At 45.0% G+C, this 22,229-nt stretch carries 22 protein-coding genes; 15 read left to right on the top strand and 7 right to left on the bottom strand.

The genetic code is table 11. The features are described from left to right. Positions 1-4: 4 nt before the first annotated feature. Both HPY27_RS04360 and HPY27_RS04355 read left to right on the top strand, forming a co-directional pair. Complete coding sequence (locus tag HPY27_RS04360) at positions 5-1,321, top strand: condensation domain-containing protein (RefSeq protein WP_174224412.1); 1,317 nt, start codon at positions 5-7, stop codon at positions 1,319-1,321. A 44-nt stretch (positions 1,322-1,365) separates the two neighbouring features. Beyond that, positions 1,366-2,532, top strand: coding sequence for a cytochrome P450 (locus tag HPY27_RS04355; RefSeq protein ID WP_017250276.1), 1,167 nt, complete (start codon positions 1,366-1,368; stop codon positions 2,530-2,532). Positions 2,533-2,641: 109 nt separating this feature from the next. Here the strand turns inward: HPY27_RS04355 and HPY27_RS30015 are convergent, their stop codons facing one another. After that, entirely contained in the window at positions 2,642-2,866 is a 225-nt protein-coding gene (locus HPY27_RS30015; RefSeq protein ID WP_017250275.1) for a hypothetical protein, read from the bottom strand. Between the two features lie 124 nt (positions 2,867-2,990). Between HPY27_RS30015 and HPY27_RS04350 the strand changes: the two genes are divergently transcribed. Further along, the gene (locus tag HPY27_RS04350) at positions 2,991-4,061 is read left to right on the top strand and encodes a hypothetical protein (protein ID WP_174224411.1); all 1,071 of its coding nucleotides are present in this window, start codon (positions 2,991-2,993) and stop codon (positions 4,059-4,061) included. 37 nt (positions 4,062-4,098) lie between these two features. Here the strand turns inward: HPY27_RS04350 and HPY27_RS04345 are convergent, their stop codons facing one another. Further along, positions 4,099-4,989, bottom strand: coding sequence for a LysR family transcriptional regulator (locus tag HPY27_RS04345; RefSeq protein WP_017250273.1), 891 nt, complete (start codon positions 4,987-4,989; stop codon positions 4,099-4,101). Positions 4,990-5,099: 110 nt separating this feature from the next. Here HPY27_RS04345 and hutG point away from each other — a divergent pair, with 110 nt between their 5' ends. From hutG to HPY27_RS04330, 3 genes are all read left to right on the top strand, one after another. Next, on the top strand, positions 5,100-6,068 hold the full coding sequence (gene hutG / locus HPY27_RS04340; RefSeq protein ID WP_174224410.1) for a formimidoylglutamase: 969 nt from the start codon (positions 5,100-5,102) through the stop codon (positions 6,066-6,068). A 12-nt stretch (positions 6,069-6,080) separates the two neighbouring features. Then, positions 6,081-7,268, top strand: a complete 1,188-nt coding sequence (gene gltS, locus HPY27_RS04335; RefSeq protein ID WP_174224409.1) for a sodium/glutamate symporter — start codon at positions 6,081-6,083, stop codon at positions 7,266-7,268. Positions 7,269-7,724: 456 nt separating this feature from the next. Beyond that, positions 7,725-9,299: an FAD-dependent oxidoreductase gene (locus tag HPY27_RS04330; protein ID WP_173622258.1), complete on the top strand. Its 1,575-nt coding sequence runs from the start codon at positions 7,725-7,727 to the stop codon at positions 9,297-9,299. Positions 9,300-9,303: 4 nt separating this feature from the next. On the opposite strand, the gene HPY27_RS04325 is transcribed toward HPY27_RS04330, so the two are convergent. Further along, positions 9,304-9,927, bottom strand: a complete 624-nt coding sequence (locus HPY27_RS04325; protein WP_174224408.1) for an AAA family ATPase — start codon at positions 9,925-9,927, stop codon at positions 9,304-9,306. A 185-nt stretch (positions 9,928-10,112) separates the two neighbouring features. Between HPY27_RS04325 and HPY27_RS04320 the strand changes: the two genes are divergently transcribed. From HPY27_RS04320 to HPY27_RS04310, 3 genes are all read left to right on the top strand, one after another. Then, positions 10,113-10,586 carry a hypothetical protein gene (locus HPY27_RS04320; protein WP_174224407.1) on the top strand — a complete coding sequence of 158 codons (474 nt, stop codon included), beginning with the start codon at positions 10,113-10,115 and terminating at the stop codon, positions 10,584-10,586. A gap of 30 nt (positions 10,587-10,616) precedes the next feature. Beyond that, positions 10,617-11,204, top strand: coding sequence for a DUF3238 domain-containing protein (locus HPY27_RS04315; RefSeq protein WP_174224406.1), 588 nt, complete (start codon positions 10,617-10,619; stop codon positions 11,202-11,204). A gap of 383 nt (positions 11,205-11,587) precedes the next feature. Continuing rightward, entirely contained in the window at positions 11,588-12,157 is a 570-nt protein-coding gene (locus HPY27_RS04310) for a GNAT family N-acetyltransferase (RefSeq protein WP_174224405.1), read from the top strand. Between the two features lie 62 nt (positions 12,158-12,219). Here HPY27_RS04310 and HPY27_RS04305 read toward each other — a convergent pair whose 3' ends face one another. Beyond that, complete coding sequence (locus tag HPY27_RS04305; RefSeq protein WP_173622254.1) at positions 12,220-13,680, bottom strand: flavin monoamine oxidase family protein; 1,461 nt, start codon at positions 13,678-13,680, stop codon at positions 12,220-12,222. Between the two features lie 155 nt (positions 13,681-13,835). On the opposite strand from HPY27_RS04305, the gene HPY27_RS04300 reads away from it, so the two are divergent. The 4 genes from HPY27_RS04300 to HPY27_RS04285 all read left to right on the top strand — a co-directional run bounded on the left by HPY27_RS04300 (position 13,836) and on the right by HPY27_RS04285 (position 17,676). Continuing rightward, positions 13,836-14,399: a putative glycolipid-binding domain-containing protein gene (locus HPY27_RS04300; protein WP_173622253.1), complete on the top strand. Its 564-nt coding sequence runs from the start codon at positions 13,836-13,838 to the stop codon at positions 14,397-14,399. A gap of 23 nt (positions 14,400-14,422) precedes the next feature. After that, the gene (locus tag HPY27_RS04295; protein ID WP_173622252.1) at positions 14,423-14,809 is read left to right on the top strand and encodes a hypothetical protein; all 387 of its coding nucleotides are present in this window, start codon (positions 14,423-14,425) and stop codon (positions 14,807-14,809) included. An 18-nt stretch (positions 14,810-14,827) separates the two neighbouring features. After that, on the top strand, positions 14,828-15,298 hold the full coding sequence (locus HPY27_RS04290) for a macro domain-containing protein (protein WP_173622251.1): 471 nt from the start codon (positions 14,828-14,830) through the stop codon (positions 15,296-15,298). 362 nt (positions 15,299-15,660) lie between these two features. Next, positions 15,661-17,676, top strand: coding sequence for an endonuclease MutS2 (locus tag HPY27_RS04285; protein WP_174224404.1), 2,016 nt, complete (start codon positions 15,661-15,663; stop codon positions 17,674-17,676). Positions 17,677-17,743: 67 nt separating this feature from the next. Here the strand turns inward: HPY27_RS04285 and HPY27_RS04280 are convergent, their stop codons facing one another. The 3 genes from HPY27_RS04280 to murB all read right to left on the bottom strand — a co-directional run bounded on the left by HPY27_RS04280 (position 17,744) and on the right by murB (position 20,401). Next, a complete protein-coding gene (locus HPY27_RS04280) occupies positions 17,744-18,934 on the bottom strand; it encodes a multidrug effflux MFS transporter (protein ID WP_174224403.1) in 1,191 nt (396 codons plus the stop codon). Positions 18,935-19,122: 188 nt separating this feature from the next. After that, positions 19,123-19,476: a HesB/IscA family protein gene (locus tag HPY27_RS04275; protein ID WP_173622248.1), complete on the bottom strand. Its 354-nt coding sequence runs from the start codon at positions 19,474-19,476 to the stop codon at positions 19,123-19,125. A 22-nt stretch (positions 19,477-19,498) separates the two neighbouring features. Further along, positions 19,499-20,401, bottom strand: a complete 903-nt coding sequence (murB, locus tag HPY27_RS04270) for a UDP-N-acetylmuramate dehydrogenase (RefSeq protein ID WP_173622247.1) — start codon at positions 20,399-20,401, stop codon at positions 19,499-19,501. Positions 20,402-20,621: 220 nt separating this feature from the next. Between murB and HPY27_RS04265 the strand changes: the two genes are divergently transcribed. Beyond that, a complete protein-coding gene (locus tag HPY27_RS04265) occupies positions 20,622-21,257 on the top strand; it encodes a helix-turn-helix transcriptional regulator (protein ID WP_017250256.1) in 636 nt (211 codons plus the stop codon). Between the two features lie 53 nt (positions 21,258-21,310). Next, entirely contained in the window at positions 21,311-22,228 is a 918-nt protein-coding gene (locus tag HPY27_RS04260) for a phosphotransferase (protein ID WP_174224402.1), read from the top strand. Position 22,229: the final 1 nt, after the last annotated feature.

Raw genomic sequence — 22,229 nt, 5'->3', positions numbered from 1 at the left:
GGAAATGAATGTCAGTGAGGTAAATCAGAACATGGCAATCCCACAACGTCTGCCTGCAAACGGAAGTGACAGGTTTAATTACATGGTCAGCTATCTTTCCGATTGCCAACTTCAAATGGTGCTGGAAATGGACGGACATGTGAATCAACAGCGATTGCTTCAAGCGATGGAGGCAAGCACCATTGCTGAACCTATCATGGGTTGCCGCTTTATAAAAGATTCAGTCCGCCCCTATTGGGAGCGACGCAGCGATTTGGCGTCAAGCGGTTGGTGTTCCTTACAACTTCTCAGTGAGTCCGATTCCGAAGAGAAAGCCGTACAGGAGTGGCTGTCGAGCCCAATAGACATCGATGCTGATGCGATGGTCAAAGTTCGCATTCTACGGACCTCGACCAAAGATATCATTTGCATCAAATTAAATCATCTATGCAGCGATGGTGCAGGGTTGATAGAGTATGTTCACCTGCTAGCTTCGTTATATAGTGAGCTGGCCCAAAACCCTCGCTACGTCCCCAAGTCAAACCCTGAGGGCAGAGATCAGAGTCGTTTGTTCAAGGAGATGGGTATCCCAAATGGCGGGATGCCGCAAGCTCCAGAACCGCAGGGACCAACACTTCCTTTTACGCCTGGAGAACCAGCGAAAAGGCGACAAGCCATTCGCAGAATACCGCGCGAAGAGTGGTTGGAGCTAGTGCAAGGATTTAAACAAAAAGGGTTCACGGTAAATGATGTGTTATTGGCTGCCTATATGCGCGCTTTATCTCAACAGATGGAGAACGTTCCGGCAGAGCAAATCAAGGTCATGGTCACTGTTAATGTAAGAAAATTTTTACCCACAGGCAAGGCAGACGCCATTTACAACTTGTCTGGCGTAGTTCACGCCTGCATGAATCAAGCAACAGGGACATTTGCAGATCAGGTGAAAGAAGTGGCCGAATTCATGAAGAATCAACGCGATAATAAAGAGATTCTGCATGATGCGGTAAACACTTTTGCCTTTGTGGAAAATTTAGAGTTCCATCACACATTGCAGATCATTCAGGATGTAAGAAAACAAATCGTAGCAGATGGAAACAGCACGCCAATATTATCAAATTTCGGTGTGATTAGTACAAGTCAGATATCATTCGATGATGTGAAAGTTGCAGGTGCGTATATCGTCTCGCCAGCCTATTACGCACCAGGACTGATGCTTGGAGTCAGTACGTATCAAGATTGCATAACCCTCACTATTTCCTTCTTTGAATCGAACACAGACATTGGGGTAATAGAAAAACTCATGGATACCATGTTAGAGGAAATCAAGTCATACAAAGAGTAGCCGTTTGCAGCAATACCTACCCATTTAGATAAGGAGTGAATGAAATGAATAAAGTAGTATTCCCTAATGAAATATCAGGTGCCGAGAATCTGCAACAACAGTTTGAACCCTACGGCTGGTATGCAGAAATGAGAAAAAATAGCCCGGTACATTACGATGAAAAGCAACAAGTTTGGAACGTATTTCTGTATGCGGATGTAGAGCGTGTGCTGACCGATTATCACCTCTTTTCAAGCGATACAGGCAAACGAATCGCGGGTTCCCTCGCATTGAAAGAAAAGGGGATCACAGAGATGGACCCGCCTGATCATGGAAAAAGGAGAGCTCTCTATACAAAGGCATTTTCAACCAGAACACTCCAAGAGTGGGAACCGCGTATTCAAGAAATTTCACGTCATTTGCTAGAGGAAGTAAAAGAAAAGCAAAGCATCAAAATTTTAGGTGATCTCGCAACTCCGATGCCAGTGATTGTCATTGCCGATTTGCTCGGTGTACCGTCCAGTGATTGGATGCTGTTCAAACAATGGTCCGATGTGCTCATCTCTTCCGGAACCCGCGAAACGTATGAGGATATTAACCTCAAAAAGGAAGAAATCATGAAGGAAATGGCCGTTTATCTCTCTCCGATCATTCAAGAAAAAAGAGAGAATCCGGCAAAAGACTTTCTTTCCGATTTAACGCAAACAGAATACAAAGGACAAAAACTATCTGACCGCGAGATTATTGATATTGCAATCAGCTTGCTGCTTGCCGGAAATGTCACGACAAGTACGCTCTTGTTCAGTGTTTTCTACTGCTTTTTACTAGACCGACCAGGCGTCTATCGTGAATTAAGAGAGAATCCGCAGCTGGTAGATCAAGCGATCGAGGAAGTATTGCGCTTCCGTCCGCCAGCACAGGTTTTGATGCGCAAGGTTCAAGAAGATACGGATATGTTCGGAAGTATGATGAAAAAAGGCGAAATCGTCATGGCATGGCTCGGTTCTGCCAATCGTGATGAAAATACCTTTGCGCAGGGAGACCAATTCGATATCCATCGACCTAATAGCAATAAGCATCTATCCTTTGGAAAAGGCTGCCACTTATGCTTGGGCGCACCACTATCCAGACTGGAAGCAAAGGTGATGCTAACAGAAATGATCAAGTGCTATTCTGACATCTCAATCGGTGGATTTGAAAACGATCTGATCCTCAATGTGACGAGAGGCTAATCCTCTCGTTTGCCCGTTTTCGTATCTAAAAAAGCAGTTGAGCAGGAAGGTTATCCCTGTTCAACTGCTTTTTTTATTTGGAGAGAAGGAAAAGAGAATTCCTTATTTTTCAATACTTATCTTTCCGGATCACCAAATAAACAATCAACCCAATAACCGGAAAAAACAAGGATGCAACAAGCCCGATGATAGCGAATTCCTTGCTATTCCCTCGTCTCCTTGCATCGCGGTATACCCAGATACTGATGACAATGTTAATGATGTTTAAAAATAAGATTATTAGTAACGGGAGGAACACAATAAAGTTAGAGGGAGCATCGCTTACTTGAACCAAAGGATCACCTGCTTTAGAATTTTTTCAAGACTTTCCCAATTATATAAAAGGATATGGGAATTGTGAAATGGTATAATCGAAATGTATTTTTCTACTTTTTACCACTCCTGGAGGCGCTTAACCATTGAGAAAAGCTTTGAACAAAAATAGATGGCTTTCGATGATCTGTATGATCGCATTGGTAACCGGCTGTCAACATGAACCGAACAAGCCAATAACATCGGAGAACGCCGGGAAAACAACAGAGGCCACAGCAAAACCAATCCCAGCTCCACTTCCTACCTCTAGCCCAGTCTCTACAGCACCTACCAATCAACCAATGGAAGAACAACAAAAAGAATCCCTGTCACCCTATCAAGTACTCAATAAAATCCGTGAAATAGAAAAAGTGAAAGGGGGAACATATCAGGGGGAGTGGAAAGAGGATGAATACACATTTCACCTACCCGACAAGGACGGGGATCGCCGAAACGCCCGCTACTATGAACGTTCGACTCACCATGTAAAAGTATATGGAAAAGATGGTTTGAAGTATTTCTATCATCTTTTTGATCCCGCTACTTATCCACTGACAACCTTGGAGACCGAAAGTATACAGGTGAATCCGGAAACATGGCAGCAAATGAACAAGATCGAGCAGAAGCTGTATACAAGCGAGGATACATTTCACGCCGAATGGTCGCCGAACTTTCAAGCAGTTGCCTATTATAAGGGGACTACCGAAGATGGTCAGGCATACATTTGGAAGGTTGGCAACGATTCACCCTCCCCAATAAAAGAGGCTGTCATCGACCGCTATTTCTTTACATGGTCTCCCGATTCTGAGTATCTCTTATTGGATACGGGAACGAGCAGACATCGCGGCGGACAAATCTATCAGGTAGCAAACGATAGAATGAGTGAGCCTTTCTCGTATATTTCCCAATTCCGATTCTCACCAGATTCGATAAGGGCAGCATTTTCTCAATTAAGTGGGATAATCTCGAAAGAAAAATACGGGATGGAAGATGAAGAGACCGAAGACATTTGGTTGTATGAATTATCTACAGGGAAGCAGAAGAAGCTTCTTCAAGCCGATGATCATACCGACTACTTCCCGCTCGAATGGAAGAGTGAAACAGAGCTCCTCTACTGGAAGCAAGATTATCAGAAGAATACGGAAGAAGAGTTAACGGTGACGATTCCTCAGAAGTAGTAACCCAATACCCTCTATGTGATGTAGAGGGTATTGGCTATGTTTTGGAAGGAAACTTCCCCCGAACCTCCTCTAAAAAAGCCTGCACCGCCGGGGCCAAATAACGATTTTTCAAATACGCTAAATAAACCGTCCGCTCCAACGCAGGCGAATCAATCGTTTTCCGAACAAGCGAAGCATCTGTTGATCCAGACAAATAGTTCTCAGGAATGATCGTAACCCCCAAATTCTCCCTCACTAACGTTAACGCGGTTTCAAATCGCTCAATTTCAAATTTGATTTGCGGGTTGACTTGTTCAAACGAAAAGGCCGTTAAAATATCCTCCCGCGTCTGAAATCCCTCTGTACTAATGATGAATGGCTCACTAGCCAAGTCTTTCAATCGAATCAATTCCTTTTCCGCCAGAGGATGATCCTTGTGTAGCACCAGCATTAAGCGCTCATCATACAGGGGAAAGGATTCGATATCTTCTTCATCGATGAATTGGTTGGTTATGAGTAAATGCGTATGATACTTCCGCAGTGATTCCTTGACAGCTTTCCCACTCAGCACCTCGATTAGCTTGATGTTAATAGAGGGAAAACGCCTCTGATATTCGCGAATGACTTTTGGAATCCAATGCTTCACGGACTCAATGATGCCGATGATGAGATCGCCGCTTCCGGTTAGCTTTACTTCTTCCATCTCTTTTTTCAGCATGTTCATTTGGGAAAGAAGCAGCAACGATTTCTGATATAAAATTTTACCAGCGTCCGTCATTTCCATTTTTCTCGTGTTTCTCTCGAGCAGTGGAGAGCCGACTTCTTGCTCCAGATTTTTGATCGCGTTACTTAAGGAAGGCTGTGAAATATGCAGTTTTTGTGCGGCTTTGGAGTAGCTCAACTGATCGCAAACTGTCACAAAATAGTGCAAATGTTTGATGTCCAACTGGATCGCCTACCTTAATTTATAGCTTTAAGCTATCAATTTATTTAAATTATATATTAGAAATAATAAGTTTGTCATTATATAATCAATAAACAAAAGGTTCAGAAAGGATGAATAGCTTGCCAAAGAATGTATCAGCAGATTTGTGGACCGGCCGGACTGACCATACGGAGAGAAGAAGCAGTTTTCGCTACCATCAGATTGTAGAAATAACGGACTTGGATACATTGCAAGCGGCCAAGGATCGCACAGTCGCTATCATTGGGTTTGAATGTGAAGAGGGAGTGAGGCGCAATCAAGGACGATTAGGCGCAGCCAAAGCTCCAAACGCAATTCGGCAAGCGCTTGCAAGCCTTCCTTGGAAAGTGGAGGAAGGAAAACGGATTGTTGATGTGGGGAATGTTGCTTGTCCAAACGAAGAGCTAGAAGCTGCCCAGGAAGAATTGGGGAACGCTGTCTCTGCAATCTTTTCGAAAGCCATAACGCCGATTATTTTAGGCGGAGGCCATGAGACATTGTATGGACATTACGTAGGTGTCCGAAAGCATATCGGAAAAGAGGCTTCTCTGGGTATTATCAATATTGACGCTCATTTCGATTTGCGTTCCTATGAAGTTCAGCCTTCATCTGGGACGATGTTTCGGCAAATACTAGAGCATGACAAAAATAGCAGCTATTTTGTGTTAGGGATTCAGCGTTTCGGAAATACGCAGGAGCTATTTGATAAAGCAGATGAGCTCGGTGTTCGTTATGTGTATGAAGAAGAGATGACAGACGCACGAATGGATGAAATTACTTTATCTGTAAGCGAATTCATCGAAAAACACGATTATGTCATGCTGACGCTATGTACAGATGTTTTAAACGCAGCTTTTGCACCGGGGGTAAGTGCTCCATCTCCTTTTGGCTTAACACCAATGGTTGTCCGCACTTTGATCCGTACCGTTGCCACTCATAAGAAAACGCTTTCTTTTGATATTTGTGAAGTGAATCCGATATTAGATGAAAACGGAAGAACAGTAAAGTTAGGTGCTTACTTGACGAATGAAGCCATCATGGGATTACTAGAGAACAACTAAGGGGAGACAACTATGACGTTAGCACTTAATCAAGTAACGACGATTTTTCTCGCAGTAGCACTTCTCGTATTAGGTACATTCCTCGTAAAAAAGGCTAGTTTCTTGCAAAAGTTTTGTATCCCGGCACCAGTGGTTGGGGGCTTGTTGTTCGCTGTCGTTGCAACTGTTTTGAAAGCGACCGGAATTTTACAAATTACATTGGATACTTCCTTACAAAGCTTGTTCATGCTCACGTTCTTTACTACCGTTGGATTGGGAGCGAGCTTTAAGCTGATCAAGCTTGGTGGTAAGTTGCTCGTTATTTACTGGATCGCCTGTGGATTTCTGGCTTTGGCACAAAACGTAATTGGTGTGTCTTTGGCTTCCGTGTTCGGCATTCATCCACTGATCGGGATGATGGCCGGAGCTGTTTCCATGGAAGGTGGACATGGAGCGGCTGGAGCTTTTGGACAAACACTTGAGGACATGGGCATTCAATCTGCTTTGGCGGTTGGGATCGCAGCAGCTACCTTTGGTCTCGTAGCAGGGGGCTTGGTTGGCGGACCGACTGTGAAATATTTGATTACGAAATACGATCTGAAGCCGACAGAAACGGAAGAAGTAGTAGAGACAGTAGAAGAAAAAGGACAAGCGATTACGTCGAATACCTTCTTCATCCAAGTGCTATTGATTACATTCTGTATGGCATTGGGAACGTATTTGGGAGAGCTGTTCTCGACTGCAACCGGATTTGTTCTGCCGGGTTATGTGGGAGCGATGTTTGTAGCGGTAATTGTCCGTAACATTGTAGACAAGCTCAATCCAAAGGCAATCGACATGAAGAGCATCAACCTGATCAGTGATGTGACGCTTGGAATTTTCCTGTCCATGGCACTGATGAGCATCAAGCTGTGGGAAGTTGCAGACCTTGCGCTTCCAATGCTCGTGATCGTATTTGTTCAAGTAGTATTCATCGTTTTGTTTGGGATTTTCGTCTTGTTCCGTTTGCTTGGCAAAAACTACGACGCCGCAGTCATGGTCGCAGGCTTTACCGGACATGGTCTGGGCGCTACACCAAACGCAATGGCGAATATGGCGGCAGTAACGGGAAGATTTGGTCCTTCGCGAAAAGCATACCTGGTCGTTCCAATCGTAGGTGCCTTCCTGATTGATGTGTTCGCGATGCCGATCATTATTACCACGATTAATTTGTTTAAATAAAGACGATTCAAAAATCCCTTCATGCTGGAGATAGTCTAGCTGGAGGGATTTTTTGTGCGTATATTCACTTTAGCCAACTCTCTATCGTTTGATTGATTACAAATAATAGAAAGAAAAGGAAATAATTTCTTGGCTGTTCGCATCTTGTTCGTGTATATTTAATTAAGAACATATGTTCTTGTTTTTGGAGCCTTTGCAAAGACAATCTCACCTAAAAACACAAGTTTTAGGGTGGAAAAGTGGATTTCGGTTTGGTAAGAGACAGCAGGAAGGGGCTGGAAAGGGGCATCAACTCCTAGGTAAATTTGAAGCACTGATGCTGAGTCAAAGTTTGCACAAGCAGAAGCTAATGGAAAAAATATTTAGTTTTTTCTGCGAAATTTGTAACCTATTGTCATTTTTTGCGTATTAATTGGCAGAAACAACCAAAAAGTAGAAAATGTGGAGGGAAAAAGAATGAGAGAACTTCATGCTGATGTGGTAATCATTGGGGGAGGTACTGGTGGCTGCGCAGCAGCACTGGCAGCAGCGAAATCAGGAAAATCAGTCATTATGACGGAAGAGACCGATTGGATTGGCGGTCAATTTACGAGCCAAGCGGTACCGCCAGATGAGCATCCATGGATTGAACAGTTTGGTTGCACGCGGAGCTATCGCACATTCCGTGACAGCGTGCGTGACTATTACCGTAACCATTATCCAATGACGGCAGAAGCACGCGTCATCCCGAATCTTGACCCTGGTAACGGTTCCGTAAGTCGCCTTTGCCACGAACCGAAAGTAGCGCTCGCTGTGTTTTATCAGATGCTTGCTCCTTATATTAACAGCGGTAGACTTACTATTCTGACGAATCATAAGCTGCATGCTGTTCGCATGGCTGGCGATAACGTACTGTCGATCACAGTAGAAGATCAGAAGCATCATGATTTTCATGAACTGGTAGCACCGTATTTCTTGGACGCGACAGAATGTGGAGATGTACTCCCGCAGGCTGGCGTAGAATACGTACTTGGCGCTGAATCAGTCGATCAAACGGGAGAGCCAAATGCTGTTGTCGGGCCGCCGCAGCCAAATGATATTCAGGCATTTACGTATTGCTTCGCGATGGATTATTTGGAGGGAGAAAATCATACGATTGCCAAGCCGGAAATGTATGACTTCTGGCGCAACTACAAAGCAGATTTCTGGCCGGACAAGTTGCTCAGCTGGACAGGCTCCAACCCGCGAAATACTGCTGAATCTGTACGATATGAGCTGTTCCCGGGGACTAAATATTTTCCACTCTTCACGTATCGCCAGATTGCTGATCCGAAAAACTTCCAAACCGGATTGTACAAGAGTGGCGTAACAACCGTTAACTGGCCGCAAAATGATTACTGGCTTGGCTCGATCATTGATGTACCAGAGGAAGAGCGTCAGCGTCACCTCTACGGCGGTAAACAACTGAGTCTCTCCCTTTTGTATTGGATGCAAACAGAGGCTCCTCGCCCAGATGGTGGACAAGGGTATCCAGGGCTGCGACTGCGCAAGGATGTAATGGGAACAGAGGATGGACTGGCGATGTATCCATATATACGTGAATCCCGCCGGATCAAAGCCGAATTCACCGTATTGGAGCAACATGTGAGTGCATTTGTCCGCAATACAGGCAAGGCAGAAGCCTTCCATGATTCCGTTGGGGTCGGCAGCTACCGAATTGACCTGCATCCAAGCACTGCGAACCGCAATTACGTCGATGTGTCTACCTATCCGTTCCAAATTCCGCTGGGCAGCTTAATCCCTGTGCGTGTAAATAACCTGTTGCCAGCAGGCAAAAACCTCGGGGTTACGCATATTACAAATGGATGCTTCCGTCTCCACCCAGTAGAGTGGAACGTCGGTGAAGTTGCTGGCTATTTGACAGCTTATTGCTTGCAATATGGCCTGACTCCTCGCGCTGTCCGAAATACTCCTGATGAACTGAAAAAGTTCCAAGCGTTCTTGTACGCGGAAGGCGTAGAGTACTTCTGGCCAACGATGTACGCAGTGTAAGCAGTTAGACGATCTGGTTGCCTGAGTTCGGTATTTTATCGGACTCAGGTTTTTTCTTGGAGAGCGAGAGAGCAGATTCAGAAAAAGCAATCCGCATAATTTCGTCGACAGTTTCCTGTGGTGTCTGCTCGGAAGAATCGATCCACATGCCGAGCTTTGGTGTTTCGGTCTGCAAGATTTGATTGAGGTGGGGAATCGTCCAAGCACCATACCCTGTTTTGGAACGGGATGCCTCTCTCTCTTCAATCACTTTTTCATTTGGCGTGAGTACGACAACATACAATGGACGGTTCCGAATCATTTCAACAAATTCGCTCAAAAGGGGGCCGATCACAACGTCCTGTACAACGACATTAAATCCTTCTTCAAAAAAAGTGTCTGCCGTAGAGGCTGCTATTTTGTAGCGCAACTGCAACTGACGAATGGCTTCTTCTGATGGTTCAGGCATAAATTCCTCTCTGCCATTTACAATCATTCGTCGGAACGAATCACCTCGCAGATGAACGCCTCGATTTAGCTTTTCAGCAAGTAACTGAGCGACTGTTGATTTTCCAGAAGCCATAATCCCTGTAACGAGAAAAATACATCTGTCTGGAACGTGAAGATTCGCATTCTCGTGCAGCATCATTATCCCACCTTACTCATACGATGTTATGTACGTTTATATATGGTAATCATTGGATGATCCTTATCTTTTTGAATCATAACATGGCGGTCATGAAAACGCGATTGAGGAAATGAGGCACAAATAGGATAATATTTCTACATGTCGAAATAGGAAGTACAGTAACACCAAATAAGGGGGACTTCATTGTGATAGGTCCCATTTTTTTGCGTGGGGAATTGATAGAGAGATTTCGGGAGCATCTATTGAACATGCCTTATTATCAGATGATTCATCAAGGAATTAGCTGCGTTGACAACGAAATGAAGAAGGTAAGCGCGGATGATGTAAATGAGATCATCAAGCATTTTGTACATGCTCGTTTCCCTATTGTTTGTTCTGCTGGGAGTAAAAGCACCATACCATTTTGGGATTATCATCTGGCCTTGCAATATGACGAGGATAAGAGAACAGCTATCATCTGCGAGTTACTCGTGCGTGAACCAAACCAGGATCATTGTAGAAAAGCGTTACTCATGGCGTATTATTTATTAGTGAATCCGAAGATGGGCGTAGAAAGGATACAAGCCCCTATGAATCTGTCCCATTTGGCTGATTGCAAAGATTTTGAAGCGATCTGCATGGAGTGCGTTCCTCACCAAAACATCACATATTTGTCTTAGAAGAACAATCACACATGGAGGTGCCAATGTATGGTGAACCTGATCAAAATCAGAGCGAGTGTATTTATCCCCCAGTCATGGACGGAGCCCAGAACAGATCCGCAAACAGGAAAAGTCATTCAATTTGAAGGCGATTCGCGCGAATTTACCCCCTATGCCGTAAATGCCATGCGTTCCAGAGTGGAGCAAGAGGTCGTCGTAGACTTCATGAAAAAAGAAATTTTTTCTTATCAGAACACGGGAATCACAACGGAGAAAATCACGAATTCTGATGGCTCGATTCAGCTGCGAAAAGGAAAAGCGAGTACAGAGGGCATTTTGTGCAGGAATATGGTATGGAAATCGGATGATGAAGTGAGCTTTGAAATGAGCGCAAGTGCGAGTAATCCCCTGAATGATCATGCGCCTCCGGTGGACTACTTATTATTGGTGACTGCGAAAAGGGATGGTCTTGTACAGATTGAAGGAGCACATGATGGCTTCCCTTGCTTTGAATTTTATAAGCAAGCGGATTTTGGGCCGTTTGAAACGATTTATACCCATGATTTCCGCGAAACAGGTGATACTCCGGCAGCATTGGCTGGAGAGATGGACTATCAATTTCGTAAGACTCTGTAGTACGAACGCATGATGTACGTTAAAAAACATTGGTAAATCAAGGTTTTTTCTTTTTGGTAGGCGTTGATCGAGGATACGGATCAAAAGTGGGAAATTCCTATTCAGATAGAAAAAGAGTAGGCCGCGTCGGTTTGCCTCATTTCCTCAGATAGCAAGAGGGAATGGGGCTTTTTTCTTCAGGGAAATTGCCATGAGCCTCCCGATCTCTTATTTATTTCGCGAGCAAACCAACTAATGGGAAAGAGACAGAAGGTTACAAAGAACACGACAGACATTGCTTCTGCTTCTTGTCCTTCCTATAATAAACCATATCATTCACTAGATGATGGAAGGGAGTAGGCATCAAAAATCTTCCATCCTACGTTTACAAGGAGGTTCTTATCATGAGTAACCCGACTATGTCCGATCAATTCCCTGTCATCGAAACAGACAGATTGATCCTTCGACAACCTAATCAACAAGACATTGAAGATATTTTTGAAGTGTTGTCACATGAAGATGTGGCGAGATATGTAGGAATAGCGAGGTTTCAATCAATAGCAGATGCTGAAAATGAACTTCGATGGTACCGAGACTTATTTGAACAAAAACAGGGACTCAGGTGGGCGGTTACGGATCGTTCCACTGGAAAATTTCTTGGCAGCTGCGGCTACAAACATTATCATGCTGTACATAACAAAGCGGAGATTGGGTATGATCTGAATTTTTCGTGGTGGAATAAGGGGATCATGTCGGAAGCACTGCGGCCCATTATCGCGTACGGGTTTACGCATATGCATCTAAACAGAATAGAAGCAGAAGCAGATACGCGAAATACGGCATCCATCCATTTGCTCCAAAAATTTGGCTTTCAAGTAGAAGGAATCCATCGAGAAACGGAATTTGAAAATGGGATGTACATTGATCTTGTGAAGCTTGCGTTGCTTCGAAAAGAATATGAATTGAATTCGTAAAAGAATCGTAGTCGATAAACGGCGGGGGAATGTACGGAATCTTTCATCGTACAGACCCCCGCTCATTTATTCCCCACTTCTACAGCCACGCGCAAAGCAGACTCAATCGCCCCTTGAATCCAGCCGTGATGTTCATTCGAGGTGTGCTCCCCCGCAAAATAAATTCTTCCTTCAGGCGCACCAATGTAGGGAGTTAATTCCGTCTCCTGCAACGGTTTGAACAAGGCAAAGGCACCAGCAGCATAAGGCTGCAACGCCCAATTATGTGTGACCCCCGTAACGAAGGTAGTGTACACCTGCTCCCCATGAATGTCAGCCAGATGCTTTACCGCTTGCATAACTTGTTTTTCTTTCGACATGCTTAGCCACGGAAGGTCGTCATCCTCCCATGTATAACTGACTAATACGACACCACCAGGCTGATCAAAACCGTGGTTGGGAAAGTAGGAGAGGCGAATAGGCGAATCTGTTACGGTTTGTCCGCTCCTTATTCCCTGTGCTTCCCAGAATCGCTGCGAAAACTGGATGCCTATTTTGGATGAGGAAACATAGTGGAGTTGACGAATAGCTTTCCATTTTTGATAGGAAAACAGATCGTACGGTTCAACCCGAACAAACTGCAATACGGTAAAAGGGATGGTAATAATCGCGATATCACTGGTCATCTGAAACCGTTCGCCTGTGTCGGTACGCACGCCTGAAATCGTAATTTGATTCCCCGTCTCGACGATTCGCGTCATTTTATGCTGGAAGTAGATATTCTCCTGTAATTGGGGGAGAAATGCCTGTGGTAGCTGGTCAAATCCTCCTGTTATTTCGAAAAAGCGTGTAGAGGGATCGAACAGGATGAAGTCTCGTAAAATTTCGGGAAAGGCGAGCTCAGGGAATCCTTCGAAGCCAGTCATGACCTTGATCATATCGATAGCGGGGGCGGATAAGGAAGGGGCAACAGGATTGAAGCGCAAGAACTGATCCATGGAAAAGCCATCGTACTTTTGGACGACGATGGGCCAATTCTTCGCTGGATCGAGGTTGATGAAGTCGATGATAGGCTTAATGGCTTGCCTGGCCAATTCGTCGAACGTACGGCCTTTTTCATGTGGAGATACAGGGAAACGGAGGATGTCCGGATCGCGCTGATAGATCCAACGCCTTGTTTTGATACCATTTACGGAGATGATGTCGTTCGGAGAGCTGTTGATAAACGGATGAAGCGGAAGAGCGAATTTCGTCACGTATGCCAGAGTAAGTTCGTGCGTGAGAGGAATACGCATGGCTCCAGCTTCTAGATAATGACCATGGGTAAAAGGAGAGCGCAATGTAAAAACTCGGCCGCCTATCCGGTCCGCTGCTTCCAAAATTGTTACGTTGTGTCCCGCTGCTTTAAGCAACGAGGCAGAAACAAGACCAGCCATTCCAGCCCCGACGATGATGATAGTGAGGGGGGAGTGGGTTTGTGGGAGACCATTGCGAATAATGGATAGCATGTCAGGTTGTGTTAAGGAGAAGGAGGGATTATTCATAGATTGTCTCCTTTCCATTCTTTTCCGGTACTATGATCCTATTCCATGGATTACTCAGGTATGCGTTGTGTAAGTTGATCATACAGGACTCTACCAATTTCATCCAAGAAATGATAGGATGGAGAAAAGGGGAACAAATGATCGGAGGAGCTTGAATGTTACCAACGAATGTTATCTGGAAACCAACGACAGGTGTCGGATATGAGCACTTGAGAATACGGGAGGGCTCGAACAGAATCCACGTCAATAGCATAGTGATTGGGAGGCTGGATGACGCCACCCTAACAAGAATCCAGTACGAAATTGTTCTTGATTCAAATTGGGTCACGCGAGAGGTTTCACTAGCAAGCATGGGCGAAGAAGGCGCTTTGCATCTCTCATCGGATGGAAAGGGAAATTGGACGAACGAGGTAGGTGAGCCCATTCCTGAGCTCTTTAGCTGTATCGATATCGATATTTCTTGTACGCCTTTCACGAATACACTGCCGATACGCCGTTTGTCGTATTCTCCACGGGAACCACAGTCTATACAAGTAGCCTATTTCTCAGCTCATGAGCTGACATATAGACAAGTTGAGCAGCAATATACACTGCTAGAAAGTAAAGGGGATTCTTCTGTCTACCAATACCGGGCAGGAACATTCGTGGAGAACATCACGGTCGATACAAATGGGTTGGTTCTGAACTATCCAGACCTGTTTATCCGTGAGCAGGTGTAGGGAGCAAGGAGTGATTGTCCAGCATGGCTGAAAGGTTTATTGCGGGTATACTGGCCAGTTTTTTATTTACATTTGGGATTGCACTACTGTATTTTCAGGATCGATCTTCGGTTCTTCTTGTCGGGATGTTTACGTTCCCGACCGTGTTTTTGTTAGGGATTCCGCAATCTCTCATCATTGATTGGGTCATGAAGCGATTACCATGGAACAAGGGAAGTCTCCTTTTCATACTGGAAGCAATGCTGTACATTGTGGCTGGAATTATCGCAACCATCATGCTTTTCTTCATCGTTACGCATACCTTTATGCTGCTTCTCAAGTTTTACGTCTTGGGCGTAGTTGCATCTTTGCTTTATTTTGTTTGCCTGCGTTTCCTAAGACGTAAAAAGAAAGTCGTGCATGTAGTGTAAGGAAAAGGAGTGAGTGTCATGAATGAATGGGTACAAGTCGTGTCAGGCAACATTTTGGAAGCCACGGAAACTATTATCGTGCAGCAGGTGAACTGCATGGGTGTGATGGGAGCAGGGCTTGCCAAGCAAATAAGAGCCAAATACCCAAGCGTTTATACGGAATACAAGCGGCATTGCGAGCAGTATGCGCATGCACGTGAGGACCTTCTTGGACAAGTATTGCTTTGTCAGGTTGGGGAAGGAAAGTACATTGCCAACCTTTTCGCACAGCTCGGTTATGGGAAAAAAGGAGTCTATACGAAATATGACATGCTGCAAAAAGGGTTGGAAGAAGTTCTCTCCCTAGCGAAAAAAGAAAATCTGACCCTCGCCATTCCATACGGGATCGGCTGCGGATTAGCAGGGGGAGACTGGGATGTGGTAAGGAAACAGCTTGATGATATTTTTGCTGGCTATGGCGTGAGAGTGTACAAATTCGAAGCGGATTGACGGCAGGAGATCACATGCGCTATAGTAAAAAGAACCATATCTAGGGAGAGATGTTGATGTCGGCGGTCGTTCTTAACTAAAGCAATTCCATACAAAAGGTCTTGATTCATCATTTGAAATTTTGCCTTTTAGCAAAGTTTCTTTGTGCTGGATGATCATCGGCCTTGGAATTAGTTAAGAACAACGGATATCATACAATGCCTTAGGTGAAAACCCTATCATTGCGCCCAAAATCCGTGCTGTGTTCAGCGCGGTTTTTTATTTGGTTGCGTTTTGTTTAGGTATCCCAAAAAAAGGGCGGAGAATGACATTTGTTCATTCTTCGCCCTTTTTTATTTTTCATAAAAAAGGAGAAATCAGTCATGAATGAAAAAGCATTGCAGCGTCTCGAATACGACAAAATCAAAGAAAAGGTAATGGATTACGCTTTATCGTACGCAGGGAAAAAGCATGTAGAACAAATGATGCCGATGGACTCTGTCAAAGTAGTGCGAAGTAGGTTGGACGAAACAGCAGAAGCAAAGAACATCCTGCAAAATGGAGCAAGTGTACCGATTCCTGCGCTGGAGGGGATGGAGAAGATCCTTTCCCTTCTGGGGACAGGATATGTATTTGGCGTAAATGATTTTACCAATCTGTACCTGTTCCTAACGAGTTGCTCACAACTAACAAAATACATGGCGACAAAAGCACAATTGGCGCCACGCGTAAGTTCTTATGCAGCATCGATGTACGACGCCACCAAATTGAAAAATGAAATCGAACAATGCATCCGACATGGGCAAGTTGTCGATTCCGCCAGCAAAGACTTGTTGAAAGTGCGTAAACGTATCGTCGTATTTGAAGAGCGCTTGAAAAGACAACTGGATTCCATCATGAACAAATATCGTTCGATCATGCAAGAAAATGTCATTAGTACACGCAATGGACGTTATGTCATTCCCATCAAAAAAGAACATCGCAAGCAAGTGGCTGGCAGTGTTTTAGATGAATCGGCGAGCGGTCAAACCGTCTATATGGAACCGACGGAGATCAGCACCGTACAGTTCGAGCTCACAGCACTCAAGGCAGAGGAAGAACGCGAAGTAACAAAAGTACTGATGCAATTGTCCGCATTCGCAGAAGAATATACGTATGAACTCACCGTGAATGTCGAGACTGTTGGCATGTATGACTTTCTTTTCGCAAAAGCGAAGTACGCATTGGCAATCGGAGGCGCGAATGTCGAACTAAATGAAAAAGGGATCATCGATGTCAAGGAAGCACGGCATCCGCTACTCGGTCCGAAAATGGTGCCGCTGCATATGAGGATTGGTCGAGAATACAAATCGCTTATTATTACAGGTCCCAATACAGGCGGGAAAACATTGACGTTAAAAACCATCGGGCTTTTAACCATGATGGTGCAGTCGGGTTTGCTCGTACCAGTACAGGAAGGCAGTCGCTTCGCCATTTTCCGCAACATCGCGGTAGATATTGGGGATGGGCAAAGCATTGAGCAAGCGTTAAGTACGTTTTCCGCGCATATTCATAATGTGCTGGAAATCTTACAGATTACGGACGCTTCTACCCTCGTTCTGATTGATGAGATGGCTACCGGTACAGATCCAGGAGAAGGTGTCGCCTTGTCGATTGCGATTTTGGAGGAGCTGCACCGAAGAGGTGCGACGGTGATTGTGAATACACATTTTAACGAAATCAAAAATTTTGCCTCCGCAACTGCCGGGTTCCAAAATGCACGAATGGAATTTGACGAGGAGACCTTGCAGCCACTGTATCGCTTGCGAATCGGAGAAGCAGGCCAGAGCTACGCATTTCTGATCGCACTGAAGCTGGGTATCCCGTCTGAGATGATTCAGCGTTCTCGGGAAATTACTCGGAATGGATTCACGACTACGACTACCACTACAGAAAGGCTGGAACAATACCAAGACAGAGAGCAGGAAGAGTATGAGGCTCTCCATTATGTGGAGACACGAATAATAGAAAAGCCAGAAGAAGTGGAAGTAGAGGTGGAAGAGGAAAGACGAGAGCAGCTTTCACAGGAGATTTCCGAAAAAGCAGCAGATACTCCAGTCAAACCTGAGCGTGACAAACCATTTGCTGTTGGTGATTGTGTATTCATTTCCTATCTGGGGAGAACTGGCATCGTATTTGCTGCGGAGGACTCCAAAGGCATCGTTGGCGTCATGATTCAAAATCAGAAATATAAAATCAACAAAAAGCGCCTCGTCTTGCATATTGAGGGCAAAGAACTGTATCCGGCCGATTATGACATGGACATCGTGTTCGAGACAAAAGAGAACCGGAAGAAGCGCAAAATGATGAGTCGCAAGCATGTCGAAGGATTATCGATCGAGACGAAACGGGAGGGGTGACGAGTACGGGCAAAAAGCCGATTTTCTCTAAGAGAATCGGCTTTTTGATGTTGACAGGATGAATAGGCTAGTTGGCTGTAGGGCTAACCGTCATTTGTTTACTAACAAGCACCATGATGATCGCCAATAGCAAGAAGTAGATTGGCATGGTGACGAGCGAGCCATTATGAAAATAACTCATGCCGCTGGTGATAAGACTGACGACGATGTAGTAACCCAAACCAAAAATAGCGCCAGCAGTTCCGAGTACATCGCTGTAGTGGACAAGAGCTAAACTCAGGCAGTTTGGAATCATGATCCCAATCCCTAGCAGAAGAGTAAAGATAGAGGCTACCATGATCGCCATCGAGACAACGGACGGACTCACTCCATACAAAGTGAAACTTGTGAGGCATACTGCCCCTAACGTCGTTACCAGTGAGCCGATTTGGATAATATTCTCAGCCGGGTATTTGGCTAGCATTTTTTTCGAGAGCATGGCTCCGATCACAGAAGCCAACGCTACGAAAATACCCAAAAACCCAAACACACCAGGTGTCATGCCGAAAAACGCAATGAAAATAAAGGGAGCTTCGGCATAGTAACTGAACAACATGCCATTTGTCGCCCCAATTAAGAAACCAAAAGCCCATATCCTTTTGTCCGAAACAAGTCGTTTGGCTACAGCAAGCGTATTTATGCTTAAAGCTGTAGACGTTTTGGTCTCAGGTAACGAGACAAACGCATAAGCAAAGATCGCTACGCTCATCGCAATCAGTGTGAAGAAAACCGCCTGATATCCAAACGATTGATCCACCCAACCACCGATTAAGGGGCCAATTGCAGGCGTAAAAGCGAGAGCAGCTGAAATCTGAGCAAAAACAGCATGGCGCTTGGTCGTGTCAGTACTCTCTCGTAAGATGGTTTGGGTTACCACCGATCCTGCACTCGCACCGAAGGCTTGAATGAAGCGGCTCCATAACAACCAATCAGCCGAATCGGAGAGATAGCAACCAAAGCTCCCCAAACCATAAACAAATAGTCCCCAGAGCATGGCAGGGCGTCTACCGATAGAGTCAGAGAGTCTTCCCCAGCAAAATACACCAAAGGCAAAACCGAGGAAGTAAATACTGAGTGTCAGTTGGATCGTATTGTTACTGGCATGGAGACTATTGGCGATATCAGGTAACGAAGGTGTATAGATCGTTTCACTAATTTGCGGAAAACCAACCAGGATGATCAACAGTAACAAAGATGGTGTTGAGATTTTTCTATTCACTTGTACATTCCCCCTATATTCCGAAAATCTCAAACAGCGTAGGAGGAGAGATTACGGAATTGGGGGTTTACATTTACTTAGTCTTGAAAATGAAAGCATATTGTCACCTTACATAAGTTATAGGGGGAATTTTTTCAATAGAATAGCATTTGTTTAGAATCGGTGACAAGTCATTTTCGTCTGGCGGATTACTCACACTTTTCTCTTTTCCCTCGATGTAGGGCTGTACGGAAGCTGCTGCCACAGCCGCAGGTTGCGACTGCATTCGGGTTTTGGATCGTAAATCCACCCATCATCCCTGTTTCTTTGTAATCGATTTCGACGCCATCGACATACGGATAGCTTTCCGGATTGACGACCAGCTTCACGCCATCAATATCGATTGTGGTGTCGCCTTCTTGATAAGTATCATCAAAACCGAGTCCATAGGTCATCCCAGAGCACCCTCCGTCCTTTACGCCAAAACGAATGAAGAGAGTAGAGCTTTCTTGTTCGAGCATATTTTGAAGGCGAGTTACAGCAGTTTCGCTAATTTGAATCATCGTGAGACCTCCTTTTTTATGCTTACTGTTCACCTACGATCACAACTTCAGGAACAAGGTGAATACCTGATTGGCTGTGAACTTTATCCTGAATCTGTCTCATGAGTGTCCATACATCAAGTGCGGTGGCATTGCCGGTATTCATAATAAAATTGGCATGCTTGCTCGATACTTCCGCGCCTCCGTACCGCATGCCCTTTAGGCCAGCATCTTCAATGAGCTTTGCAGCAAAATGGCCTGGGGGATTTCTGAATACACTGCCTGCACAGTCAAAAGGCAGAGGCTGTGTTTTTAAACGTTTTTCTTTATAGTGGTTCCACTGGAGCTTGATGCTTTCGCTGTCGCGCGGGGTCAGCTCAAAAATAGCTTCCGTGATCATGACATCAGTATCTTGCAAGGAAGAGTGGCGATAAGAAAAATCCAAATCTACAGCATGCAAGGAGCGAATGGTTCCCGTTTGTGTGATCACTTCAGCTGAATGGAAGATGTCCGATATATCCGATCCGTTCGCGCCTGCATTCATGTACACAGCGCCGCCGACAGATCCGGGTATTCCGCCAGCGAACTCCAATCCACTGAGCCTGTGCTTGTTTGCCAATGCTGCAAGCTTGATCAAGGAGTAGGCAGCCCCTGCGTAAATCTGATTGTCCACGATTCGGGCATAGTCCAAAGCCTTGTTTAATTTTATGACTGCGCCACGATACCCCTTGTCTGTGACTAAAAGGTTGGAGCCCTTTCCCATCACCATCCATGGGACATGATGTTCATTCAGTATTTGCAGGACCATGATCAGTTGGGATTTACTGCTCGGTGTAATCAGTAAATCCGCAGGTCCGCCAATTTTCCAGGTAGTATGTGCCGCCAAAGGCTCTTGATAAGTCACTTCGACCTGTCGTTCACGGAGAAGCGAAAATACAGGTTTCATACGTTTCACCTATCCTTCTTGGAAAAAAACACCTTGCACTGCAACTACAGTATATGCACTATTTTATATATATTCAACTAAAATGTTTAATAAATTGTGATTGCGTAGATCTCACGATGAGCAATGAATGTCACTTTATAAACATGTTTGTTGAATTAGTTATACAAAGGACATATACTGTGAGCGTATCGTTCTTTTCCAATAAAGGGGCGAAGAGAAAATGGAGAGATATAGACATCTATCAACACGTGAATACATTTTATTGTTGCTGAAAAGGGAAGGGGAGCTCAGCACAAAGGATTTGCAAAACAGGCTGGAGCTCACAAAGGTAGCTGTCAGCAGGCAAATGATCTACTTGGAAAAAGACGGTTTTGTTGTGTGCAGAGTAGGTCGTCAAAAAGCAGGCAGACCGATGCACTACTATTCGTTGACACAGCAAGGTAACGAACAATTTCCGAATGATTACGGGCAATTAGCCGTGGATTTGATGGAGCATATCGTGCTGGCAGACGGGGAAGACCGGGTGGATCAATTTTTCGCAAGGCAGCAAGAGAAGATTATCCAGAAATACGAGGGACAAATGGAAGGAAAAGAGCTATCTGAAAAGGTGGCAGAGATGGCACGCATCCAAGATGACAACGGATTTATGGCGAGATGGGAGCAGGTAAGTGATGAGGAATTTGTGATCACGCAGTACAATTGTCCATATTTTAAAGTAGCAGATCGATATCAGATGATCTGTGCAAGAGAGCTTAATTGTTACCGAGCGTTACTCCAGACGAGCGTAGAACGGACGGAATGCGTGGCAATCGGCGGAAAGAAATGTGTCTATCAGATCCGTTCTACACAATCGTAGCTGCAAAGCATCATCACGGCAGATGAAATGACAAATGGGAGGGAACGAAAGCAATGACCAACTCGAATCCATGGGATGCTGACTGGGAAGTATCTGAACCATTGGCACGCGCACTCATCTACAGTCAGTTTCCGCAGCTATCTTCTATGCCCATCAATCTTATCGGCTGTGGTTGGGATAACGTGGTCTTTCGAGTGGGGGACGAATATGTTTTCCGTTTTCCCAGGCGGAATGTCGCTGTTGAACTGATCAAAAAGGAAGGGGTGCTGCTGCCAATGCTTGCGGCATTCCTGACGATACCATATCCGAAGCCAGTTTTTTATGGGGAACCAAACGACGACTATCCATACCCTTTTTTGGGGTACACGTATGTACCGGGAACGTTTCCAAAAGGCTTGACCGACGAGCAGCGTGCTTCATCAGCAGTGGCACTTGCGACGTTTTTAAAACGTTTGCACGCGTTTCCGTCCCAGCGTGCCCGTGAGAATGGGATCGAACATGATCACAGGAACCTCCTGGACATTGCACAGAGAAAAGAAAAGATGCAGACGTTCTTGTCTACCTTAGCTGTACATATTTCTGCAGAGGATCGGGATGCGATCGCGAATTATTTAGGGCAAGTCGTGATAGACCGAATAAGTCCGCGTGAAGTGCTCCTGCATGGAGACTTGCATGTGAAAAATATGCTGGTAGATGAAGCTGGGCATATATCAGGCATCATTGACTGGGGAGATCTCAATGTGGGTCACCCGGGAGCGGATTTAAATGTGGCCTACAGCTTTTTACCGCCACAAGCCCGTCAGCCATTTTTTCATGCGTATGGAGAAGTGGATGAAGAGACAAACATATTGGCCAGGATGATGGCGGTGTACATTCCGATGCTGCTCTGGATGCAAGCCATTGATAACCATGACGAAGAAGTGGCAGAGGAAGCAAGAATGACGATAAGGCGAGCACTCGCTGACGAATAGG

The sequence above is a fragment of the Brevibacillus sp. HB1.1 genome, from assembly GCF_013332445.1.
GTDB classification, from domain to species: domain Bacteria; phylum Bacillota; class Bacilli; order Brevibacillales; family Brevibacillaceae; genus Brevibacillus; species Brevibacillus porteri.
The sequence above is the reverse complement of the archived record's forward strand: the minus strand, read 5'-3'. Positions and strand labels throughout refer to the sequence as shown.